Below are 16,052 nucleotides of genomic sequence, written 5' to 3' on the forward strand. Positions count from 1 at the left end.
GCATCAGGTGTACCGAGGTGATGCTATCGCAGGCAAGCCAGCTCCCACAAAAGCAAACCCCACACAAGCCCATTCCTACATTGGGGTGAGGCTGGGCTTAGATCACCTGCAACACAATCTTGCCAATATGCTCCCCACCTTCCATCCGCGCATGGGCCTTGTCGGCCTCGGTGTAGGCAAACACCTGGTCGATCATCGGCAGGCAGCGCCCGGCTGTCAGCACCGGCCATACATGCTCGCGCAGTTGTTCGGCGATGGCGGCTTTCTCATCCCTGGTGCGCGCGCGCAGCAACGAGCCGGTCACAATCGCGCGTTTGCCGAGGATGGTCAGCAGGTCTACGTCATTGGCCTTGGCGCCGCCGAGAAAGCCCAGCATCACCAGGCGGCCGTCCATGCTCAATGCCTTGAGATTGTTGTTGAGGTACGAGCCGCCCATGATGTCGAGGATCACATTCGCGCCCTCGGCGCCGATGACCTCGGCGAAGTCCTGCTCGCGATAGTTGATCGCCTCGGCCCCCAGGTCACGGATGGCGGCGCATTTTTCGGCGCTGCCGGCGGTAGCGAACGTGTGGATGCCGAACTCGCGGCACAGCATCAGCGCGGTGGTGCCGATGCCGCTGGTGCCGCCGTGGATCAGCACGCGCTGGCCCTGGTGGGCGCCGCCGATGCCGAACAGGTTGGCCCACACGGTAAAGAAGGTTTCCGGGATCGCCGCGGCTTGAATCCACGACAGGCCGTCGGGGATCGGCAGCGCCTGGCCGGCGGGTACTGCGCAGTACTGAGCGTAACCGCCGCCGTTGGTCAGGGCGCAAACCTTGTCGCCAAGGGCGTATGCATTGACGCCTTCACCCAGCGCCACCACTTCACCCGCCACTTCCAGGCCGGGGATCGGGCTCATGCCCGGTTTCATCGGGTACTTGCCTGCCCGTTGCAGGGCGTCGGGGCGATTGACCCCGGCGGCGTGCACGCGGATCAGGATCTCACCGGCCGCCGGGGCGGGCACGGGCGCCTGGCGAGGCTTGAGCACCTCGGGGCCGCCGGGGGTGGTGATTTCGATCAGGGTCATGTCGGTAGGCAGGGTCATTGTGGGTGTCCTGTAACGGTGAGCGTATGGGTTGGGACCGCGGCGAACGGTCGTAGGTCCCGGGTATTTTTCTCGGACCCCAGCATAGCGCCGGACACTGATGCAATAATGCTGCGATTTGGCGGCGCAGAGATGCATATATGCAGCACTGGGGGAGACGATGAACTGGGACGATGCACGGGTATTCCTCGCGGTCTGCCGCGAATCGACGCTGCGCGGCGCCGCGCGGGTACTCGGGGTGGATCAGGCGACCGTGGGCCGTCGAATCAACGCCCTGGAAAAGTCCTTGAGCGCGACGCTGTTCCTGCGCACCTCCGAGGGCTACGCGCTGACTGCCGTGGGCGAAGCGGCCCTGCGCTCGGTGGAAAAAATGGAGCGCTCGGCTCTCGACCTGGAGCGCCAGATCCAGGGCCTGGATGACCGCCTGATCGGCACCGTGCGGGTCAGCACCACCGATTCCCTGGCCATCGATTTCCTGATCCCGGCCATCGCCCGCCTGCACGACAAACACCCCGACATACGCGTGCAACTGGACGCCTCCACCCAGATCCTCAGCCTGGCCAAGCGCGAAGCCGACATCGCGGTGCGCAACACGCGCCCCGACAACCCTGATCTGATCGCCCGGCGTCTCGCCCGTTGGCCGGTGGGGTTGTTTGCGTCCCAAGGCTATATCGACCGGCACGGTGTGCCCGAGCCCGGCAGCCAGTTCGACGGCCACGACCTGGTGGTCTATGGGCCTCACCTGCAACAGCATAAAGACCTGACCCTGGTGTCCGAGCCGCTGGGTCGCGGACGCATCGTTGCCGCCCTGGGTTCCAGCCTGCTGGTGCGCCGCTCGATTGCCGCGGGCATCGGCATCGGCGAAATCCCGGTGTACACCGGCGAGCGCGACGGTCTGGTGCGCCTGTGGCCGCAGCGTGTGCGGCCGTTGCCTTACGACGTGTGGCTGGTGACCCACGCCGACCTGCGCCACACCGCGCGGGTGCGGGGGGTGATCGATGAAATCGTCGCGGCGTTTGCCGGCACGGGGGATTGAGGTCAGCACAGGCTTGCAAGCCTGCATGCGCGCCTGCCGCCAGAATTGACCTCGACAGAGGGTCAACTCAACGGGAGCGCATATGAACGAATCGAAGTATCAGGATCTGGGGCTGTTGTTTCTGAGGGCCAGCGGAGCGGTGTTGCTGCTAGGGGTGCATGGCTTGCCCAAGTTGCTCAATTACAGCGAGCAATTGAAGTTGATCGAGGACCCGTTTCACCTGGGGGCGACGGTCACGCTGTCATTGGCGATTTTCGCCGAGGTGCTGTGCCCGTTGCTGATCATCGCCGGGGTGCTTGTGCGCTGGGCGTGCTTGCCGATCCTCAGCGTATTGTTGATTGCGTTGCTGGTGGTGCACCCGGAGTGGAGCCTGTTCGAGGCGCAGTTCGGCTGGTTGCTGCTGATTATTTTCACCACGCTGCTGATCAGCGGGCCAGGCCGCTGGTGCCGAGCCAGCGTTTCAGCTGAAAAAAAGGCCGGGCAAGCCCGGCCAAATAAGGAGACGGTGTTTCAGCGGCTCAGAAACGCCAGCAAGTCTTCGTTCAACTGCTGGGCATGAGTCACGGCAAACCCGTGGGGCGCGTCCTTGTAGACTTTCAGCTCGGCACCCTTGATCAGCTCGGCGGCCACTTTGCCGGTGGTTTCGAACGGCACGATCTGGTCGCCATCGCCGTGGATCACCAGGGTCGGCACGTCGATCTTGGCCATGTCCGGGCGGAAGTCGGTCTCGGAGAACGCGGTGACGCAATCCACCGTCGATTTGAGCGACGCCAGCAGGGCGACCTGCAAGGTCTGCGCCTGCACGCCGGCGGAGACGTTCTGGCCTTTGTTGATGCCGTAGAACGGTGCGTTGAAGTCGCTGATGAATTGCGCGCGGTCCTTCAGCAGCTCGGCCTTGAACCCGGCGAACACGTCCAGCGGCACACCCTGTTGGTAATCCGATTTTTGACCGAAGATCGGCGTCACGGCGCCCAGCAACACCAGGCCGGCGATACGGGCGCTGCCATGGCGTGCGATGTAGCGGGACACGTCGCCGCCGCCCATGGAGAAGCCCACCAGGGTCACGTCGGTGAGGTCCAGGTGTTCGATCAGCTGGGCGATGTCGTCGGCAAAGGTGTTGTAGTCATTGCCGGTCCACGGCTGGTCCGAGCGGCCAAAGCCACGGCGGTCGAAGGCGATGGTGCGGTAGCCGCGGCTGCTCAGGTATTCCATCTGGTATTCCCACATGTCCGCATCCAGCGGCCAGCCGTGGCTGAACAGGACGGGCTTGCCGCTGCCCCAATCCTTGAAGTAGATCTGGGTGCCGTCTTTGGCAACGAATGTGCTCATGGAAAACTCCTGGGTGGGTGGGCTGAGAACTCTAGCTCACTATTGCGTGAAACCGGACGAAGGGCTTGTACCGGTGTGCTCGGTTGAACGGTTCAGCGTCTATGCTGGTCCACTGACTTCCACTGTCCGATCACACAGGTGAACGAAATGGCCAAGACTTACAGCTACGCCGCGCAGAACGCCAAGGATGCTCTCAAGCCCTACACCTTCGAGCGCCGCGCGCCGGGGGCGGAGGATGTGCAGATCGACATTCTGTATTGCGGCGTCTGCCACTCCGACCTGCACACCGCGCGCAACGAGTGGAACAACACCCTGTACCCGTCGGTGCCCGGCCATGAAATCGTCGGCCGCGTCACGGCGGTGGGCGCCAGCGTGAAAAACTTCAAGGTCGGCGACCTCGCGGGCGTCGGCTGCATGGTGGACAGCTGCCAGCACTGCGCGTCGTGCGCCGAGGGCGAAGAACAATATTGCGAGAACGGCTTTACCGGCACCTACAACGGCCCGGTGTTTGGCGGTGAAAACACCTTTGGTGGCTACTCCGACAGCATTGTGGTCAAGGAGAAGTTCGTGCTGCGCATCTCCCACGATGACAGCAACCTGGCGGCCGTGGCGCCGTTGCTGTGCGCGGGCATCACCACCTATTCGCCGCTGCACCACTGGAAGGTCGGCCCTGGCAAGAAAGTCGGCGTGGTCGGCCTGGGCGGCCTCGGCCATATGGCGGTGAAGATTGCCCACGCCATGGGCGCCCATGTGACCTTGTTCACCACCTCACCGAACAAACGCGAAGACGGCCTGCGCCTGGGCGCCGACCAGGTGGTGGTGTCGAAGAATGCCGATGAAATGGCGGCCGTCACCAACAGCCTCGACTTCATCCTCAACACCGTCGCCGCGCCCCACAACCTCGACGCGTTCCTCAACCTGCTCAAGCGTGACGGCACCATGACGTTAGTCGGCGCACCCGACAGCCCGCACCCGTCGCCGTCGGTGTTCAACCTGATCTTCAAGCGCCGCAGCCTGGCGGGGTCGTTGATCGGCGGGATTCAGGAGACCCAGGACATGCTGGACTTCTGTGCCAAGCATGGGATTGTCTCGGACATCGAGTTGATCGATATCCAGGGGATCAATGAGGCGTATGAGCGGATGCTCAAGGGCGATGTGAAGTATCGCTTTGTGATTGATATGGACAGCTTGAAGAAAGAACGCAACGCGGCCTAGTAACACCGCCCACTTGATTGTGGGCACTGCTTTCTGTGGGAGCTGGCTTGTGTGGGAGCTGGCTTGCCTGCGATGGCATCACTGGGGTCTGCCTGATGTACCGAGGTGTCTGCATCGCAGGCAAGCCAGCTCCCACAGAAAAGCCCGCACCCACCTGTTTGCTCAGCGCTGTTGCTTAGACCGACAGGTGCTCGTACAAAATCGTCGCCCCCACCACCATCAACACCACCCCGCCCACCATCTCCGCACGCTTGCCCACCACCGTGCCCAGCACCCGCCCAAGCATCATGCCAATGGTCACCATGGTCATGGTCGCCAGGCCAATCGCCGCCGACGCCACCAGGATATTCACATCGACAAACGCCAGGCCCACACCCACCGCCAGGGCATCGATGCTGGTGGCAAAGGCCGTCACGGCAAGAATCATGAAGGAGTGCTGGGTCGGCTTTTCAACCTCTTCATCCTCGGCCTTGAGCCCGTTATAGATCATGTGCAAACCCAGTGCGACCAGCAGGGTAAAGGCGATCCAGTGGTCCCAGTCTTCCACCCAGCGCGTGGCGGCGTGGCCGATGGCCCAGCCGATCATCGGGGTGATGGCTTCGATCACGCCAAAGATCAGGCCGGCGCGCAGGGCTTCGGTGAGGCGCGGTTTGTGCAGGCTGGAGCCTTTGCCGATGGCCGCCGCAAAGGCGTCGGTAGACATGGCCAGGGCCAGGAGGATCAGGGAAATGGGGTTCACGGTCAGGCTTCCAGTCGGGCTATGGGACACAACGACACGTCCACGCGCCCGACTTTAGGCATGGAAGTGTCGCTGGTCTCACCAACCGCAAAGCGATGTTCGTACCACGGCAGGTTGCCGAATATGTTGATACGAACGCTTCCAACAGGGTCAGAAGCCGGTTACTCCCCAACGAGGGAGGCGATCATAGGCAGGCACAGATGAAAATTTCGTCAAACGGCTCAAGGCCGTTGCGGTTTCACCGAGGTGCCGAAGGTATTGCCCATGCGCACACTGGTGGCCGCCGGGGTGGACAGGCCCACGGCGTTCGGCGCGCGCTTGTCGACGGGAATGTTTTGCGCCTCACGGTTTTTCTTCGCCGCCTTGGTCGCGTTGCTGTCACTGCCCATCTGTTGGCTCAGGCAGCCGTAATCGGGCGCCTTGTAGCCATCCACCGAGACTTCGGTGCAGGTGCTCTTGCTGTTGTCGGCGTGGGCCAGCACGGGCAGGGCGGCGCACAGCAACAGGCTGGCAAGGCTGGGGAACAGTTTCATCGGGCCTCCTGGCAGGCCCTGGGAAGTGGGCCGGTAAGGCTTGAAAGTGTAGTGCAGCGGGCATCCCGTCACCGTGACGTTTTTTTTGCCATCACCGTAACATCAGGTTCATAAACTGGCCTCAGGATGACGGTTTTCAAGGACACGTCGGCCGTGCAGCGATGCAGAGCGGGGGGTGAACAGGGGGCCTGGCGGCGCGCCGTATGCGCCCTGGTCTTGCTGTGGCTGCTGGCAGGCGGCCGCGCGGCGCAGGCGGAACCGGCGTTGCTGACGTTGGACCTGCCGGCGCAAAACCTGGAGCACGCCCTGCAAGCCTACAGCCGCGCCACCGGCATGGCGGTGCTGGTGGACCGCGAACTGACCCGGGGCCGGCGCTCCATCAGCGTGCATGGGCGCTTCACGGCGCAGGAGGCTCTGGCAATGTTGCTGACCGGGAGTGGCCTGATGGCGCGTTATGCCCGCAGTGATGCGTTCACCCTGCAACTGGCGCAGGTCAGCCGGCCGGCCACCACCAAGGGCGCGTCGGCACGCAACGCCGCGCGGATCAACAACAGCTACGCCACGGCCTTGCAGCAGGCCATCGAGACCAGCCTGTGCGGTTCGCCCCTGACCCGTCCCGGCAGTTTTCGCGCCTTGGTGCAGGTGTGGGTCAACCCGGATGGGCTGATCGAGTACAGCCGGCTGGTCAGCTCCACCGGCGATGAACAACGCGATGAAGCACTGGTGCGCAACCTCAGTGCGGCCCGGGTCGAACGCCCCGCGCCGAGCTCGCTGCGCCAGCCGGTGACGTTGCTTTTGATGCCCGACACCACAGGAACACGCATGGAATGCACAGCAGGGAAGGGAGCCACGCACGGATGAAAAATACCGGGCACAGCACGATGGTCAGTTTGTTCCTGGCGTCCTACGAAGACTTCAAGGTGCGTTTGCGCAAGCGCCTGGGCTCGGAGGACCTGGCCAACGATGTCCTGCACGAAACCTACTTGCGGGTGGACCGCATGGACGTGCCGCCAAACCTCGCACAACCCAACGCCTACCTCTACCGCATGGCCTTGAACATCGCCGCCGACCGCCGCCAGGCCGACGCGCGCCTGCTCACCGGCAGCGAAGTCGAAGAGCTGCTGCAAACCGCCGACGAAGCCCAGGACCCGTCGCGGGTGGTGGGCGGCCAGCGCGAGGTGCAATCGCTGGTCAAAGCCCTTTACGAACTGCCGGCACGCCGGCGCAAAATCCTTATCGCCGCACGCCTGGAAGAAGCGCCTCACCTGGAAATCTCCCAGCGTTTTGGCATTTCCACGCGCATGGTCGAGAAGGAAATCAAGGCCGCCCTCGGCCACTGCGCCAAGCGCCTCGAAAGAAAAGTGATTCAGCGGTTCGGTCCCGGGGCCGGAAAACCGTCTTAGTGTCGAGTCCCTGATAAAACCGTGAGTATGTGCGCGCTTGAACATTTTTAACCTCTCCACCGCCCGGGCAGCCTCCGCCAGTCCTTTGCACGATGAAGCCCGCGACTGGCTGCTCCTGCTGACGTCGGGCCGCGCCACCGTGGCCGATGCCAAGGCCTTGCAGGCCTGGCGCGCCCAGAGCCCGGAACATGCCCAGGCGTTCGAGCAAACCAAGGTTCTTTGGCAGCAACTGGCCCCCGCCCTGGAGCACGCCGCGCCATCGCGCAGCTTTGGCCGCCGTGCCTTCCTGGGTGGCGCGATAGCCGCCTCGGCGGCGTTGGTCATGGTGCGTGTCGGCACGCCGGGTGGTTTTGCCGGGCTCACGGCGGACTATCGCACCGAGGTCGGCGAGCAGCGCCAAGTGCTGTTGAGTGACGGGGTCAGCCTGGAACTCAATACGCAGACGCGCATCAGCCGGATCGGAGAAGGGATTGAATTGCTGGAAGGCGAAGTCGAGGTGGTCGCCCGTCTGGCACAACCGCTGCGGGTCCAGGCCGGTGACGGTTGGGTGAGTGCGGCGCAGGCGCGTTTCAATGTGCGCAACACCGACCACAGCGTGTGCGTGACCTGCATCGAGGGTTCGCTGTCGGTGGATGCGGGCGGGCACAGCGTGAGCCTGGGCAGCGGCCGCCAGCTGACCTACAGCGCGGCGGGCATCGGCGCGCCCGTGGTGGTAGACACCCAGGCCGTGGTGGCCTGGCGCGAACAGGTGCTGGTGTTCAACAACGCCACGCTGGCCACGGTGGTGGACGAGATCAATCGCTATCGCCCGGGGATGCTGGTGTTGCTCAACAAGGAGCTGGGTCAGCGCCGGGTGCAGGCGCGCTTCAGCTTGCAGCAGCTGGCCGGCGTGGCGTTGCTGATTCGCGACGCGTATGGCGCCAAGTGCACGGAACTGCCGGGTGGGGTGGTGTTGTTGAGTTGAGGCGCCTTACTGCAACGGCCCCACCACCTGGCGATAACGCTCCACCCCCTGCGGTGTCTGGCGCACCAGGCTGATCTCCAGCCCCAACGGCTCCTCGCGCTTATTGCCGCTCAACTGGCGCCAGCCCTTGTCCTTGTCCCACACGCGCACCTGCACATCACTGACGCCCGCCAGCACCACCACGCCGTCCTTGGCTGCCGGCAACGGGAAGCGGTTCCGCGCCGGCGCGGCGGCGCGGTACAGCGAGTCGCCCTTGAGCCACCAGCGCACCCGTTGCAAGCCATCCCCCATGGCCGGCGCGCTGCGAATCACCTCCAGGCGAAAGCCCTTGCTGTCGGAACTGCGCACCGTCACGGCGGCCAGCCCGGCGTCCTTTGCGGTACCGGGTTCGGCCAGTTCAACGCTGGCGCGCAGGCTGATATCGCGCTGCATCTGGTTCAACGCCCGCAACAACCCCTCGGTCTGTTCGGTACTGGCCTGTAGATGCTGGTCGGCACGGGTCACGCTGTCGAGCCCGCGCCAGGCGATGACGCTGACCAGTGCCATCAGCATGATCGCCACCATCACTTCAATCAGGGTGAAGCCTTGCTGGGATTTGCTCATGGCTGGCTCACCACCCGCAGCAAACCGGCGGCGTCCCGTTGCAGGCTGAGGCGGTGTTGCCCGTCCGACAGCACCACGCGCACAGGCGGGTTGATCCATTCGGCATTGAGCACCAGGGTTTGCCGGGGTTCGACGGTGAGTTGCATCGGCGTGCTCTCCCATAAGCGCGGGCGCAGTTGGGCATCGCCCTGGAACGCTTCCACGCCCAGGCCATCGTCACTGCGGCGGTTGAAGCGAAAGCCCTTGGCGTCCGCGCGCAAGCTGATCGGGCGGCCGTCGGCGCGGGCTTCGGCCTGGGCGATTTGCAGCAACTGGCTCAGGCGCTCGGCGTCCTTGCGCAGCAGTTTCAGCGGGTCGGGTTTGATCGTCAGGCTGATGGCGGCGCTGGCGATGCCGATGATCACCAGCACCACCATCAGCTCGATCAGGGTGAAGCCTTGCTGTTTCATCGGTCGGCTCCTGGAGAACTGGCGAGTTTGTGAAATAAAAAAGTGCGAATTGCTCTGTAGGCTGAGGCCACGGACAAACAGGAGGTCCACCCCATGGCATTCGCCCTTCGTGTTTCACCCGCCCACGGCGTGCAGGCGCTGGCCTTGCTCGCGGCGTTGGCGGGCGTGGTGGTCTGGACGCCGCTGCTGCTCACATCCGCCGAATCCCACACGCCCCAGGCCTCGCCCCAGGCGTTGGCGGCCCGCAGCGAAAACCCGGCGTTGCAGTGGTTTGGCAATGCGCCGAGCGCCTTGCAAGTCAAGGTCACCGGCGTACTGGCCGGCGCGCGTGGTGCGGTGGCGATCCTCAGCCTCAACGATGGCCCGCCGCGCAGTTTTCTCGTGGGCGAACGCCTCAGCCCCGGCGTGCGCTTGACGGCGATTGAAGGCAGCGCCGTGGAGCTTGAGCGCGGCGGTGAGAAGGTCCGCGTCAACCTCGACAAGCTGCCGGATGGCCCCGCGTTGCCACGCCTCACTCGGCCATGACCTGGGTGTCCAGCCGCGCCAGGGGCGGTGCTTCGCGGCTGGCGTCGAGCACCCGCAGGGTCACTTGAAACAGGCGGCCATCGGCGTTGATGGTTTGCTCGCAGCGCAGTTTCAGGCGGCCCTGGTCGCAGTCGAAGGTCTTGGTGCCGCCACGCAGGTGGCCTTCCAGGCGCAGTTCCGCCAGGCGACTCTGCGCCGCCAGCAACGCCATGGATTTATCGCGCAGCAAGCCATTGCTCTGGGTCATCAGCCCGGCCACGCGCACGGCGGCGGCCATGGCCACGGCGATGATCGCCAGCGCCACCAGCACTTCAATCAGGGTAAAACCTTGCGCGTTGCGACGGCCGACCATGGCGCTCTCAAAGGCGGGAAACAGGCCCGCAGACTAGCGCCGCGAGTTGACCGATTGGCGACCGAAACTCCCGAGGATTTTCAATACGACTGACATGTGTTCTTGCAACACTGCGCCACGAAATGCACCCCAGCCAAGGAATGTCGAGATGGATATCGCGCGCCTAACAACCCCCTTGCCCAGCCCTCGCGGCCAGCGTGGCTTCACCTTGATCGAGATCATGGTGGTGGTGGTCATCCTCGGGATTCTCGCGGCAATGGTCGTGCCCAAGGTGCTCGATCGCCCGGACCAGGCACGCGCCACCGCCGCCAAGCAGGACATCGGCGGGTTGATGCAGGCGCTGAAACTCTATCGCCTCGACCACGGCAGCTACCCGAACATGACCCAGGGCCTGAAGGTGCTGGTGGAGCGCCCGGCGGATGCGAAAAACAGCAGCTGGCGCGCCTACCTCGATCGCCTGCCCAATGACCCATGGGGCCACCCTTATCACTACCTCAATCCGGGCGCCAACGGTGAGGTCGATGTGTTCTCCCTCGGCGCCGATGGCCAGCCGGATGGCGACGGCGTGAATGCCGATATCGGCTCCTGGCAGTTGTAAGGCGCGCCATGAAACGGCATTCGCCCCCAGCGGCGAAGCAGCGCGGTATGGCGATTATCAGCGCGTTGCTGATCGCGGCCGTGGTGGCGGTGATCGCCGGCGGCATGCTCACGCGCCAGACCGTGTTCACCCGCAGCCTCGAAGCCGAACAATTACGCGTGCAGGGCCAGTGGCTGTTGCAGGGCAGCCTTGAGCGCAGCCGGCAGATGTTGTGGGAGGCGCGCCAGAAGGACGTGTTGACGCGCCTCGACCAGCCTTGGGCTTATGCCCAACGGGGTGCGTTTGAAGGTCGCATCGAGGACGAGCAGGGCAAGTTCAACCTGCGCAACCTGGTCAACCGCCAGCTGCCGGATGCCGAGCAGCTGCAAAGCTTCGAGCGCCTGTGCCGTACGTTGGGGGTCGATCCGGCGGTGAGTCGGCGCATCAGCCAACGGGTGATCGGCTCCTACGAAGTGCCGGCCAAGTACCCGATGCTGCGCAGCGTGGACGAGTTGAGCGCCATTGAAGGCCTTGACCCCGTGCTGCTGCGCCGCCTGCAACGCTATATCAGCGTGCTGCCCGGGCAGAGTTGGGTCAACGGCAACACCGCCAGTGCCGAAGTGCTCAGCGCCGTGGTGCCGCAGCTCAGTTTGTCCCAGGCCCAAGGCTTGGTGGCGGAGCGTGACAGCGGCCAGTGGTTTATCAACCGTGGGGATTTCGTCAACCGCCTGCACTTGCCCCAGGTGGCGGTGGAGTCGGTGCAGGTGGGCATTACCAGCGAGTGGTTTCGCGTGCAGGGCCAGGCGCGGCGCGAGCAGCGGCGGGTGACCATCGACGCGTTGCTGCATCGCCCGCAAGAGCGCCAGCCGCAGGTGATCTGGTCGCGGGTGGGCGTATGAAACGCTTGCGCATTGGCTTGCCGCCGCTGGATCAATTGAGCGCCGACAGTGCAGTCAAATTCGTTTGGCTGGAGCGTGGCGTGGTCGTCGCCGAAGGCCATGAAAGCCTGCTCCAACTGAGCAAACACCGTCAGGCAGCGGAGTGCTTCCTGCATCCGCGCGACAGCCTGCTGACCAGCCTTGAACTGCCGCCACTGCCCGCCGCAAAAACCGCCGCCGCCGTGGCCTGCGCCGCGCAGGCGTTGATCCTCGGCCCGCTGGAACAGATGCACGTGGCCCACGGCCCGCGCGACAGCGAAGGCCGCGTGCAAGTGGCCTGGGTGCCCAAGGCCGGGCTGGAACGGCTGGCCCAGGTGCCGCTCAAGTTGCGTGGCTTGTATCCGGCGCCTTATGCCTTGCCGGTAGGCGCGGCCGCCCTGGACGACGGCTACCTGTTGACCCGCGACAGCCTGCACCAAGGCGCCGTGCATCCGTTGGGTCAGCAAGGTTTGGATATGCCACTGGTGGACGCCGCGCAGCGCTGGACGGGCGCAGCCCCCGCCTGGGGTTTGCACGCACGCCTCAGCCAGGCGGCCAGCGGCGGCTGGGGCAGGGCGCTGGCCTGTGTCGCGTTGGCCACGGCCGTGTGGACCCTGGGCCTCAACCTCTACGCCGCGCGCCAGGTGGAGGAAGGCCAGCGCCTCAAGGCCCTGATGAGCCAGCAGGTGCGCCAGGCGTTTCCCGAGTTGCCGGTGGTGCTCAACCCCTTGCAGCAGGCCCGGCAACAATTGGCCGCGCGCCAGACCGGTGCCGCCGCCGACCCGGGCCAGCGCTTCAGCAGCCTGCTGCAACTGGCGGGCAGCAACCTGCCGTTTATGGTCGCCAGCGTCGAGCGCCTGACCTTTGAACAAGGGCGCCTGCACCTGCAATTGCTCACGGACAGCCGCAACCCCACGGCCCAGGCCGACTGGCAGGCCGCGCTGGCCCAAGCCGGTTTTGCCGCGACACGCGACGAGCAGGGCTGGAGCATTGGCCCGGCAGCGACGGGAGCCAGCGATGAATAAGTGGGCGCGGCAATTGCGGCTATTCTGGAACGGCCTGGCCCTGCGTGAAAAACGCATGCTGTCCGGCGTCGGCGTGCTGCTGGCGGGCCTGTTGACCTGGCTGATCCTGATCCAGCCCGCGCTGAAAAAAATCGACTACTGGCAGGCCGAAACCCCGAAGTTGCGCGCCCAGGCCGAAGCCTTGCAGGTGCTGTTGCAAGGCGTCGCCGCGCCGCGCCAGGCTGACGAAGCCACGCTGCGCCAGGCCCTCGACAGCGCCGGCCTGCAAGGCCATTACCAATTGCAGGCGCAGGCCCCGGGCGGCTGGCACCTGACCTTCGACAACGCCCCGGCCGACGCGGTGGTGGACTGGCTGCTGGGCAATCCCCGTTCGTTTTCCCTGGAGGTGTCCGAGGCGCGTTTGCAACGTGCCGGGGATGCCGTCGATAACTCGGCCGGCACTGTGTCCGGGACCGTTCGCATGGATCAGGCGCTTGGCGCTAAGGAAGCTTCATGAAGTGGTCAGTTCCCCCGTTTCGTATGGCCGCGCCGTTGCTGTTGCTGGCCCTCAGTGCGTGCAGCAACCAGGCGAGCAAGCCGTTGCTGGTGGACAGCGAACTCGGCCAACCCCTGGCCGACACCCGCCGCAGCAGCGACAGCCCGCTGGACCGCCAACGCGAACTCGCGCCCAAGCCCGCCGTGCAACACCCCATCACCAACAGCGCCCGTGGCCACGCCCCGGCCACGATCAAGGCGCGCAACCCGCTGGGGGATCAGCCGGTGCAGCTGAACTTTGTCGATGCGGACATCCAGGCGGTGGTGCGCGCCTTGTCCCGCGCCACCGGCCAGCAGTTCCTCGTGGACCCGCGGGTAAAAGGCAACCTGACCCTGGTCAGCGAAGGCCAGGTGCCGGCGCACCAGGCCTACGACATGCTGCTGGCGGCGCTGCGCATGCAGGGCTTTAGCGTGGTGGACGTGGGCGGCGTCGCCCAAGTAGTGCCCGAAGCCGACGCCAAGCTGCTCGGCGGGCCGATCTACAGCGCCGGCAGCAGTGGCATGCAAACCCGCACCTTCCGCCTGCAATACGAAAACGCGGTGAACCTGATCCCGGTGCTGCGCCCCATCGTGTCGCCGAACAACCCGATCAACGCCTACCCCGGCAACAACAGCATCGTCATCACCGACTACGCGGAAAACCTCGCCCGCGTGGCGCAGATCATCAGCGGCATCGACACCCCCAGCGCCATCGACACCGACGTGGTCAAGGTGCAGAACGGCATCGCCGTGGACATCGCGGCGATGGTCGCCGAACTGCTCGACACCCAAGGCGCCGACCAGACCCAGAAGATCAACGTGGTCGGCGACCCGCGCTCCAACTCGATCATCATCCGCTCCGGCAGCCCCGAGCGCACCGAGCTGGCGCGCAACCTGATCTACAAGCTCGACAACGCCCAGAGCAACCCGAGCAATATGCACGTGGTGTACCTGCGCAACGCCCAGGCGGGCAAGCTGGCGCAGTCGTTGCGCGGCTTGTTGACCGGCGAGAGTGAATCCGGGGTCAGCGACGAGGCGCGGGGCAAGCTCAGCGCCATGGGCGGCACAGGCCAGAACACCCAAGGCGGCGCCGCGCAAAACAGCAGCGGCACACCCACCGGCAGCGGCGTGCAATCGAGTTACGGCCAGGACAACCAAAGCACCGGCGCCACTACCAGCAAGGACCAGGACACCGCGTTCAGTGCCGGCGGCGTGACCATCCAGGCCGATGCGACCACCAACACCTTGCTGATCTCCGCGCCGGACCCGCTGTACCGCAACCTGCGGGAAGTGATCGACATGCTCGACCAACGCCGCGCGCAGGTGGTGATTGAAAGCCTGATCGTCGAAGTCGGCGAGGACGATGCCACCGAGTTTGGCGTGCAATGGCAGGCCGGTAACCTGGGCGGCAAGGGTGGTTTTGGCGGGGTCAACCTTGGCGGCAGTGGCGTGAATTCGACGCCTACCAGCAAGACCAGTATCGACGTGCTGCCCAAGGGGCTGAACATCGGTTTGGTCAACGGCACGGTGGACATTCCGGGGATTGGCAAGGTGCTCGATCTCAAGGTGTTGGCCCGCGCGTTGAAGAGCAAGGGCGGCACCAACGTGCTGTCGACACCGAACCTGCTGACGCTGGACAACGAAGCGGCGAGCATTTTTGTCGGGCAGACGATTCCGTTTGTCACCGGCAGCTATGTGACCGGTGGCGGGGGGACCAGCAACAACCCGTTCCAGACGGTGCAGCGTGAGGAAGTGGGGCTGAAGCTGAATGTGCGGCCGCAGATTTCCGAGGGTGGCACGGTGAAGTTGGATATCTATCAAGAGGTCAGCAGCGTGGATACGCGGGCTTCGGTGGATGCGGGGACGGTGACCAACAAGCGGGCGATTGATACCAGTATTTTGTTGGATGACGGGCAGATCATGGTGCTGGGCGGGTTGCTGCAGGATGGGTATAGCCAGAGTAATGATGCGGTGCCGTGGTTGGCGGATATTCCGGGGTTGGGGGCGTTGTTTCGCAATGAAAAGCGCAGTGTGACGAAGACCAATCTGATGGTGTTTTTGCGGCCCTACATCATTCGCGACAGTGGGGCGGGGCGCAGTATTACGTTGAATCGGTATGAGTTTATGCGGCGGGCGCAAGGGGGGTTGCAGCCGGAGCATAGTTGGGCGATGCCGGATGTGCAGGCGCCGCAGTTGCCGTCGGTGGATAAGGCGATTCCTGGGGCGCCGCGGGCGGTGATTCGGGCGGTGCCGCAGTGATTGTCGGGTACATATCCGTTTCTTCGGTAACGGCCGCTTATGGTTCCGCCCTTACGGCGGCTCACTTTTGGAAAGGCCCAAAAGTAAGCAAAAGGCCTTCGCCCCAACACTCGGCACCTCGCCTAGGCTCGGTGTGCCCGAAGCAGGCTTGAATCCGTGGGCCGCCGTCATGGGCCATCCCTGGCCCAGTGCGGCTAACCCGGCGTCCTGCCGGGTTACCCACGGATTCAAGCCTGCGTTCGGCCAGCGTGGTTTTACGGGGCGCTCAAGATCAAGATCAAGATCAAAAGCAGATCAAGAGCAGATCAAAAGCCGGTTGGGTGTACACCACCCTGTGGGAGCTGGCTTGCCTGCGATGCAGACACCTCGGTACATCAGGCACACCCAGTTGATGCCATCGCAGGCAAGCCAGCTCCCACAGGAGACCGCGCACGCTTCGCCGATCAGGTCGGCTACTAGGCCGCCTCGCTTTGTTTTTGATCTTGGGCGCCCCGTTAAACACGCTGGCCGGAATTCGGCATGGATTTGG

Annotated in this window: 18 protein-coding genes, 1 pseudogene and 1 riboswitch; of the genes and pseudogenes, 12 read left to right on the plus strand and 7 right to left on the minus strand. The window is 64.6% G+C overall.

The features are described from left to right. Positions 1–97: 97 nt before the first annotated feature. A complete protein-coding gene (locus B348_RS0102520; protein ID WP_017734591.1) occupies positions 98–1,084 on the minus strand; it encodes an NAD(P)H-quinone oxidoreductase in 987 nt (328 codons plus the stop codon). A gap of 160 nt (positions 1,085–1,244) precedes the next feature. On the opposite strand from B348_RS0102520, the gene B348_RS0102525 reads away from it, so the two are divergent. After that, entirely contained in the window at positions 1,245–2,120 is an 876-nt protein-coding gene (locus B348_RS0102525; protein ID WP_017734592.1) for a LysR family transcriptional regulator, read from the plus strand. An 82-nt stretch (positions 2,121–2,202) separates the two neighbouring features. Continuing rightward, positions 2,203–2,588 (plus strand): annotated as a pseudogene (locus tag B348_RS01000000129655) (DoxX family protein). A 42-nt stretch (positions 2,589–2,630) separates the two neighbouring features. On the opposite strand, the gene B348_RS0102535 reads toward B348_RS01000000129655, so the two are convergent. Beyond that, entirely contained in the window at positions 2,631–3,449 is an 819-nt protein-coding gene (locus tag B348_RS0102535; RefSeq protein ID WP_017734594.1) for an alpha/beta fold hydrolase, read from the minus strand. A gap of 147 nt (positions 3,450–3,596) precedes the next feature. Here B348_RS0102535 and B348_RS0102540 point away from each other — a divergent pair, with 147 nt between their 5' ends. Then, complete coding sequence (locus B348_RS0102540; protein WP_017734595.1) at positions 3,597–4,664, plus strand: NAD(P)-dependent alcohol dehydrogenase; 1,068 nt, start codon at positions 3,597–3,599, stop codon at positions 4,662–4,664. 175 nt (positions 4,665–4,839) lie between these two features. Here B348_RS0102540 and mntP read toward each other — a convergent pair whose 3' ends face one another. Both mntP and B348_RS0102550 read right to left on the minus strand, forming a co-directional pair. Continuing rightward, positions 4,840–5,403 carry a manganese efflux pump MntP gene (gene mntP / locus B348_RS0102545; RefSeq protein WP_017734596.1) on the minus strand — a complete coding sequence of 188 codons (564 nt, stop codon included), beginning with the start codon at positions 5,401–5,403 and terminating at the stop codon, positions 4,840–4,842. Between the two features lie 14 nt (positions 5,404–5,417). Further along, positions 5,418–5,585: riboswitch (yybP-ykoY riboswitch) on the minus strand. A 39-nt stretch (positions 5,586–5,624) separates the two neighbouring features. Continuing rightward, positions 5,625–5,936: a hypothetical protein gene (locus B348_RS0102550; protein ID WP_017734597.1), complete on the minus strand. Its 312-nt coding sequence runs from the start codon at positions 5,934–5,936 to the stop codon at positions 5,625–5,627. Positions 5,937–6,152: 216 nt separating this feature from the next. On the opposite strand from B348_RS0102550, the gene B348_RS0102555 reads away from it, so the two are divergent. Genes B348_RS0102555 through B348_RS0102565 form a run of 3 tightly spaced genes read left to right on the plus strand, consistent with a single transcriptional unit; the run spans position 6,153 to position 8,303 of the window. Next, entirely contained in the window at positions 6,153–6,797 is a 645-nt protein-coding gene (locus B348_RS0102555; RefSeq protein WP_017734598.1) for a secretin and TonB N-terminal domain-containing protein, read from the plus strand. Further along, positions 6,794–7,339: an RNA polymerase sigma factor gene (locus B348_RS0102560; RefSeq protein ID WP_017734599.1), complete on the plus strand. Its 546-nt coding sequence runs from the start codon at positions 6,794–6,796 to the stop codon at positions 7,337–7,339. Before B348_RS0102555 ends, B348_RS0102560 begins: the two co-directional genes overlap by 4 nt. Positions 7,340–7,376: 37 nt before the next feature. Continuing rightward, positions 7,377–8,303, plus strand: coding sequence for a FecR family protein (locus B348_RS0102565; protein ID WP_017734600.1), 927 nt, complete (start codon positions 7,377–7,379; stop codon positions 8,301–8,303). A gap of 6 nt (positions 8,304–8,309) precedes the next feature. On the opposite strand, the gene B348_RS0102570 is transcribed toward B348_RS0102565, so the two are convergent. Further along, entirely contained in the window at positions 8,310–8,906 is a 597-nt protein-coding gene (locus tag B348_RS0102570) for a type II secretion system protein GspJ (protein WP_017734601.1), read from the minus strand. Then, the gene (gspH, locus tag B348_RS0102575) at positions 8,903–9,355 is read right to left on the minus strand and encodes a type II secretion system minor pseudopilin GspH (RefSeq protein ID WP_017734602.1); all 453 of its coding nucleotides are present in this window, start codon (positions 9,353–9,355) and stop codon (positions 8,903–8,905) included. The genes B348_RS0102570 and gspH overlap by 4 nt, the downstream gene beginning before the upstream one ends. Positions 9,356–9,448: 93 nt before the next feature. On the opposite strand from gspH, the gene B348_RS0102580 reads away from it, so the two are divergent. Beyond that, positions 9,449–9,880, plus strand: a complete 432-nt coding sequence (locus B348_RS0102580) for a type II secretion system protein N (RefSeq protein WP_017734603.1) — start codon at positions 9,449–9,451, stop codon at positions 9,878–9,880. Here the strand turns inward: B348_RS0102580 and gspI are convergent. Continuing rightward, complete coding sequence (gspI, locus tag B348_RS0102585; protein WP_017734604.1) at positions 9,867–10,232, minus strand: type II secretion system minor pseudopilin GspI; 366 nt, start codon at positions 10,230–10,232, stop codon at positions 9,867–9,869. The two genes, B348_RS0102580 and gspI, sit on opposite strands and share 14 nt — an antisense overlap. A gap of 148 nt (positions 10,233–10,380) precedes the next feature. Here gspI and gspG point away from each other — a divergent pair, with 148 nt between their 5' ends. The 5 genes from gspG to gspD are packed head-to-tail and all read left to right on the plus strand — an operon-like array spanning position 10,381 to position 15,523. Beyond that, complete coding sequence (gene gspG, locus B348_RS0102590; RefSeq protein WP_017734605.1) at positions 10,381–10,830, plus strand: type II secretion system major pseudopilin GspG; 450 nt, start codon at positions 10,381–10,383, stop codon at positions 10,828–10,830. Positions 10,831–10,838: 8 nt separating this feature from the next. Further along, positions 10,839–11,708 carry a type II secretion system minor pseudopilin GspK gene (gene gspK, locus B348_RS0102595; protein WP_026136503.1) on the plus strand — a complete coding sequence of 290 codons (870 nt, stop codon included), beginning with the start codon at positions 10,839–10,841 and terminating at the stop codon, positions 11,706–11,708. Further along, positions 11,705–12,751, plus strand: coding sequence for a type II secretion system protein GspL (gene gspL / locus B348_RS0102600; protein ID WP_017734607.1), 1,047 nt, complete (start codon positions 11,705–11,707; stop codon positions 12,749–12,751). Before gspK ends, gspL begins: the two co-directional genes overlap by 4 nt. Beyond that, complete coding sequence (gene gspM, locus B348_RS0102605) at positions 12,744–13,247, plus strand: type II secretion system protein GspM (protein WP_017734608.1); 504 nt, start codon at positions 12,744–12,746, stop codon at positions 13,245–13,247. The genes gspL and gspM overlap by 8 nt, the downstream gene beginning before the upstream one ends. Beyond that, positions 13,244–15,523 (plus strand): type II secretion system secretin GspD, encoded by a 2,280-nt coding sequence (gene gspD, locus B348_RS0102610; protein ID WP_026136504.1) that lies wholly within the window; start codon positions 13,244–13,246, stop codon positions 15,521–15,523. Before gspM ends, gspD begins: the two co-directional genes overlap by 4 nt. Positions 15,524–16,052: the final 529 nt, after the last annotated feature.

Origin of the sequence: Pseudomonas sp. CBZ-4 (genome assembly GCF_000346755.1) — a bacterium.
Taxonomy (GTDB): domain Bacteria; phylum Pseudomonadota; class Gammaproteobacteria; order Pseudomonadales; family Pseudomonadaceae; genus Aquipseudomonas.

Excerpts from the sequence above, each read along its gene's own strand:
- gspH (WP_017734602.1), bottom strand. The coding sequence starts at position 9,355 with ATGAAACAGCAAGGCTTCACCCTGATCGAGCTGATGGTGGTGCTGGTG.
- B348_RS0102520 (WP_017734591.1), bottom strand. The coding sequence starts at position 1,084 with ATGACCCTGCCTACCGACATGACCCTGATCGAAATCACCACCCCCGGC.
- gspI (WP_017734604.1), bottom strand. The coding sequence starts at position 10,232 with ATGGTCGGCCGTCGCAACGCGCAAGGTTTTACCCTGATTGAAGTGCTG.
- gspD (WP_026136504.1), top strand. The coding sequence starts at position 13,244 with ATGAAGTGGTCAGTTCCCCCGTTTCGTATGGCCGCGCCGTTGCTGTTG.
- B348_RS0102540 (WP_017734595.1), top strand. The coding sequence starts at position 3,597 with ATGGCCAAGACTTACAGCTACGCCGCGCAGAACGCCAAGGATGCTCTC.
- B348_RS0102535 (WP_017734594.1), bottom strand. The coding sequence starts at position 3,449 with ATGAGCACATTCGTTGCCAAAGACGGCACCCAGATCTACTTCAAGGAT.
- gspL (WP_017734607.1), top strand. The coding sequence starts at position 11,705 with ATGAAACGCTTGCGCATTGGCTTGCCGCCGCTGGATCAATTGAGCGCC.
- gspM (WP_017734608.1), top strand. The coding sequence starts at position 12,744 with ATGAATAAGTGGGCGCGGCAATTGCGGCTATTCTGGAACGGCCTGGCC.
- B348_RS0102525 (WP_017734592.1), top strand. The coding sequence starts at position 1,245 with ATGAACTGGGACGATGCACGGGTATTCCTCGCGGTCTGCCGCGAATCG.
- B348_RS0102550 (WP_017734597.1), bottom strand. The coding sequence starts at position 5,936 with ATGAAACTGTTCCCCAGCCTTGCCAGCCTGTTGCTGTGCGCCGCCCTG.
- B348_RS0102560 (WP_017734599.1), top strand. The coding sequence starts at position 6,794 with ATGAAAAATACCGGGCACAGCACGATGGTCAGTTTGTTCCTGGCGTCC.
- gspK (WP_026136503.1), top strand. The coding sequence starts at position 10,839 with ATGAAACGGCATTCGCCCCCAGCGGCGAAGCAGCGCGGTATGGCGATT.
- gspG (WP_017734605.1), top strand. The coding sequence starts at position 10,381 with ATGGATATCGCGCGCCTAACAACCCCCTTGCCCAGCCCTCGCGGCCAG.
- B348_RS0102580 (WP_017734603.1), top strand. The coding sequence starts at position 9,449 with ATGGCATTCGCCCTTCGTGTTTCACCCGCCCACGGCGTGCAGGCGCTG.
- B348_RS0102570 (WP_017734601.1), bottom strand. The coding sequence starts at position 8,906 with ATGAGCAAATCCCAGCAAGGCTTCACCCTGATTGAAGTGATGGTGGCG.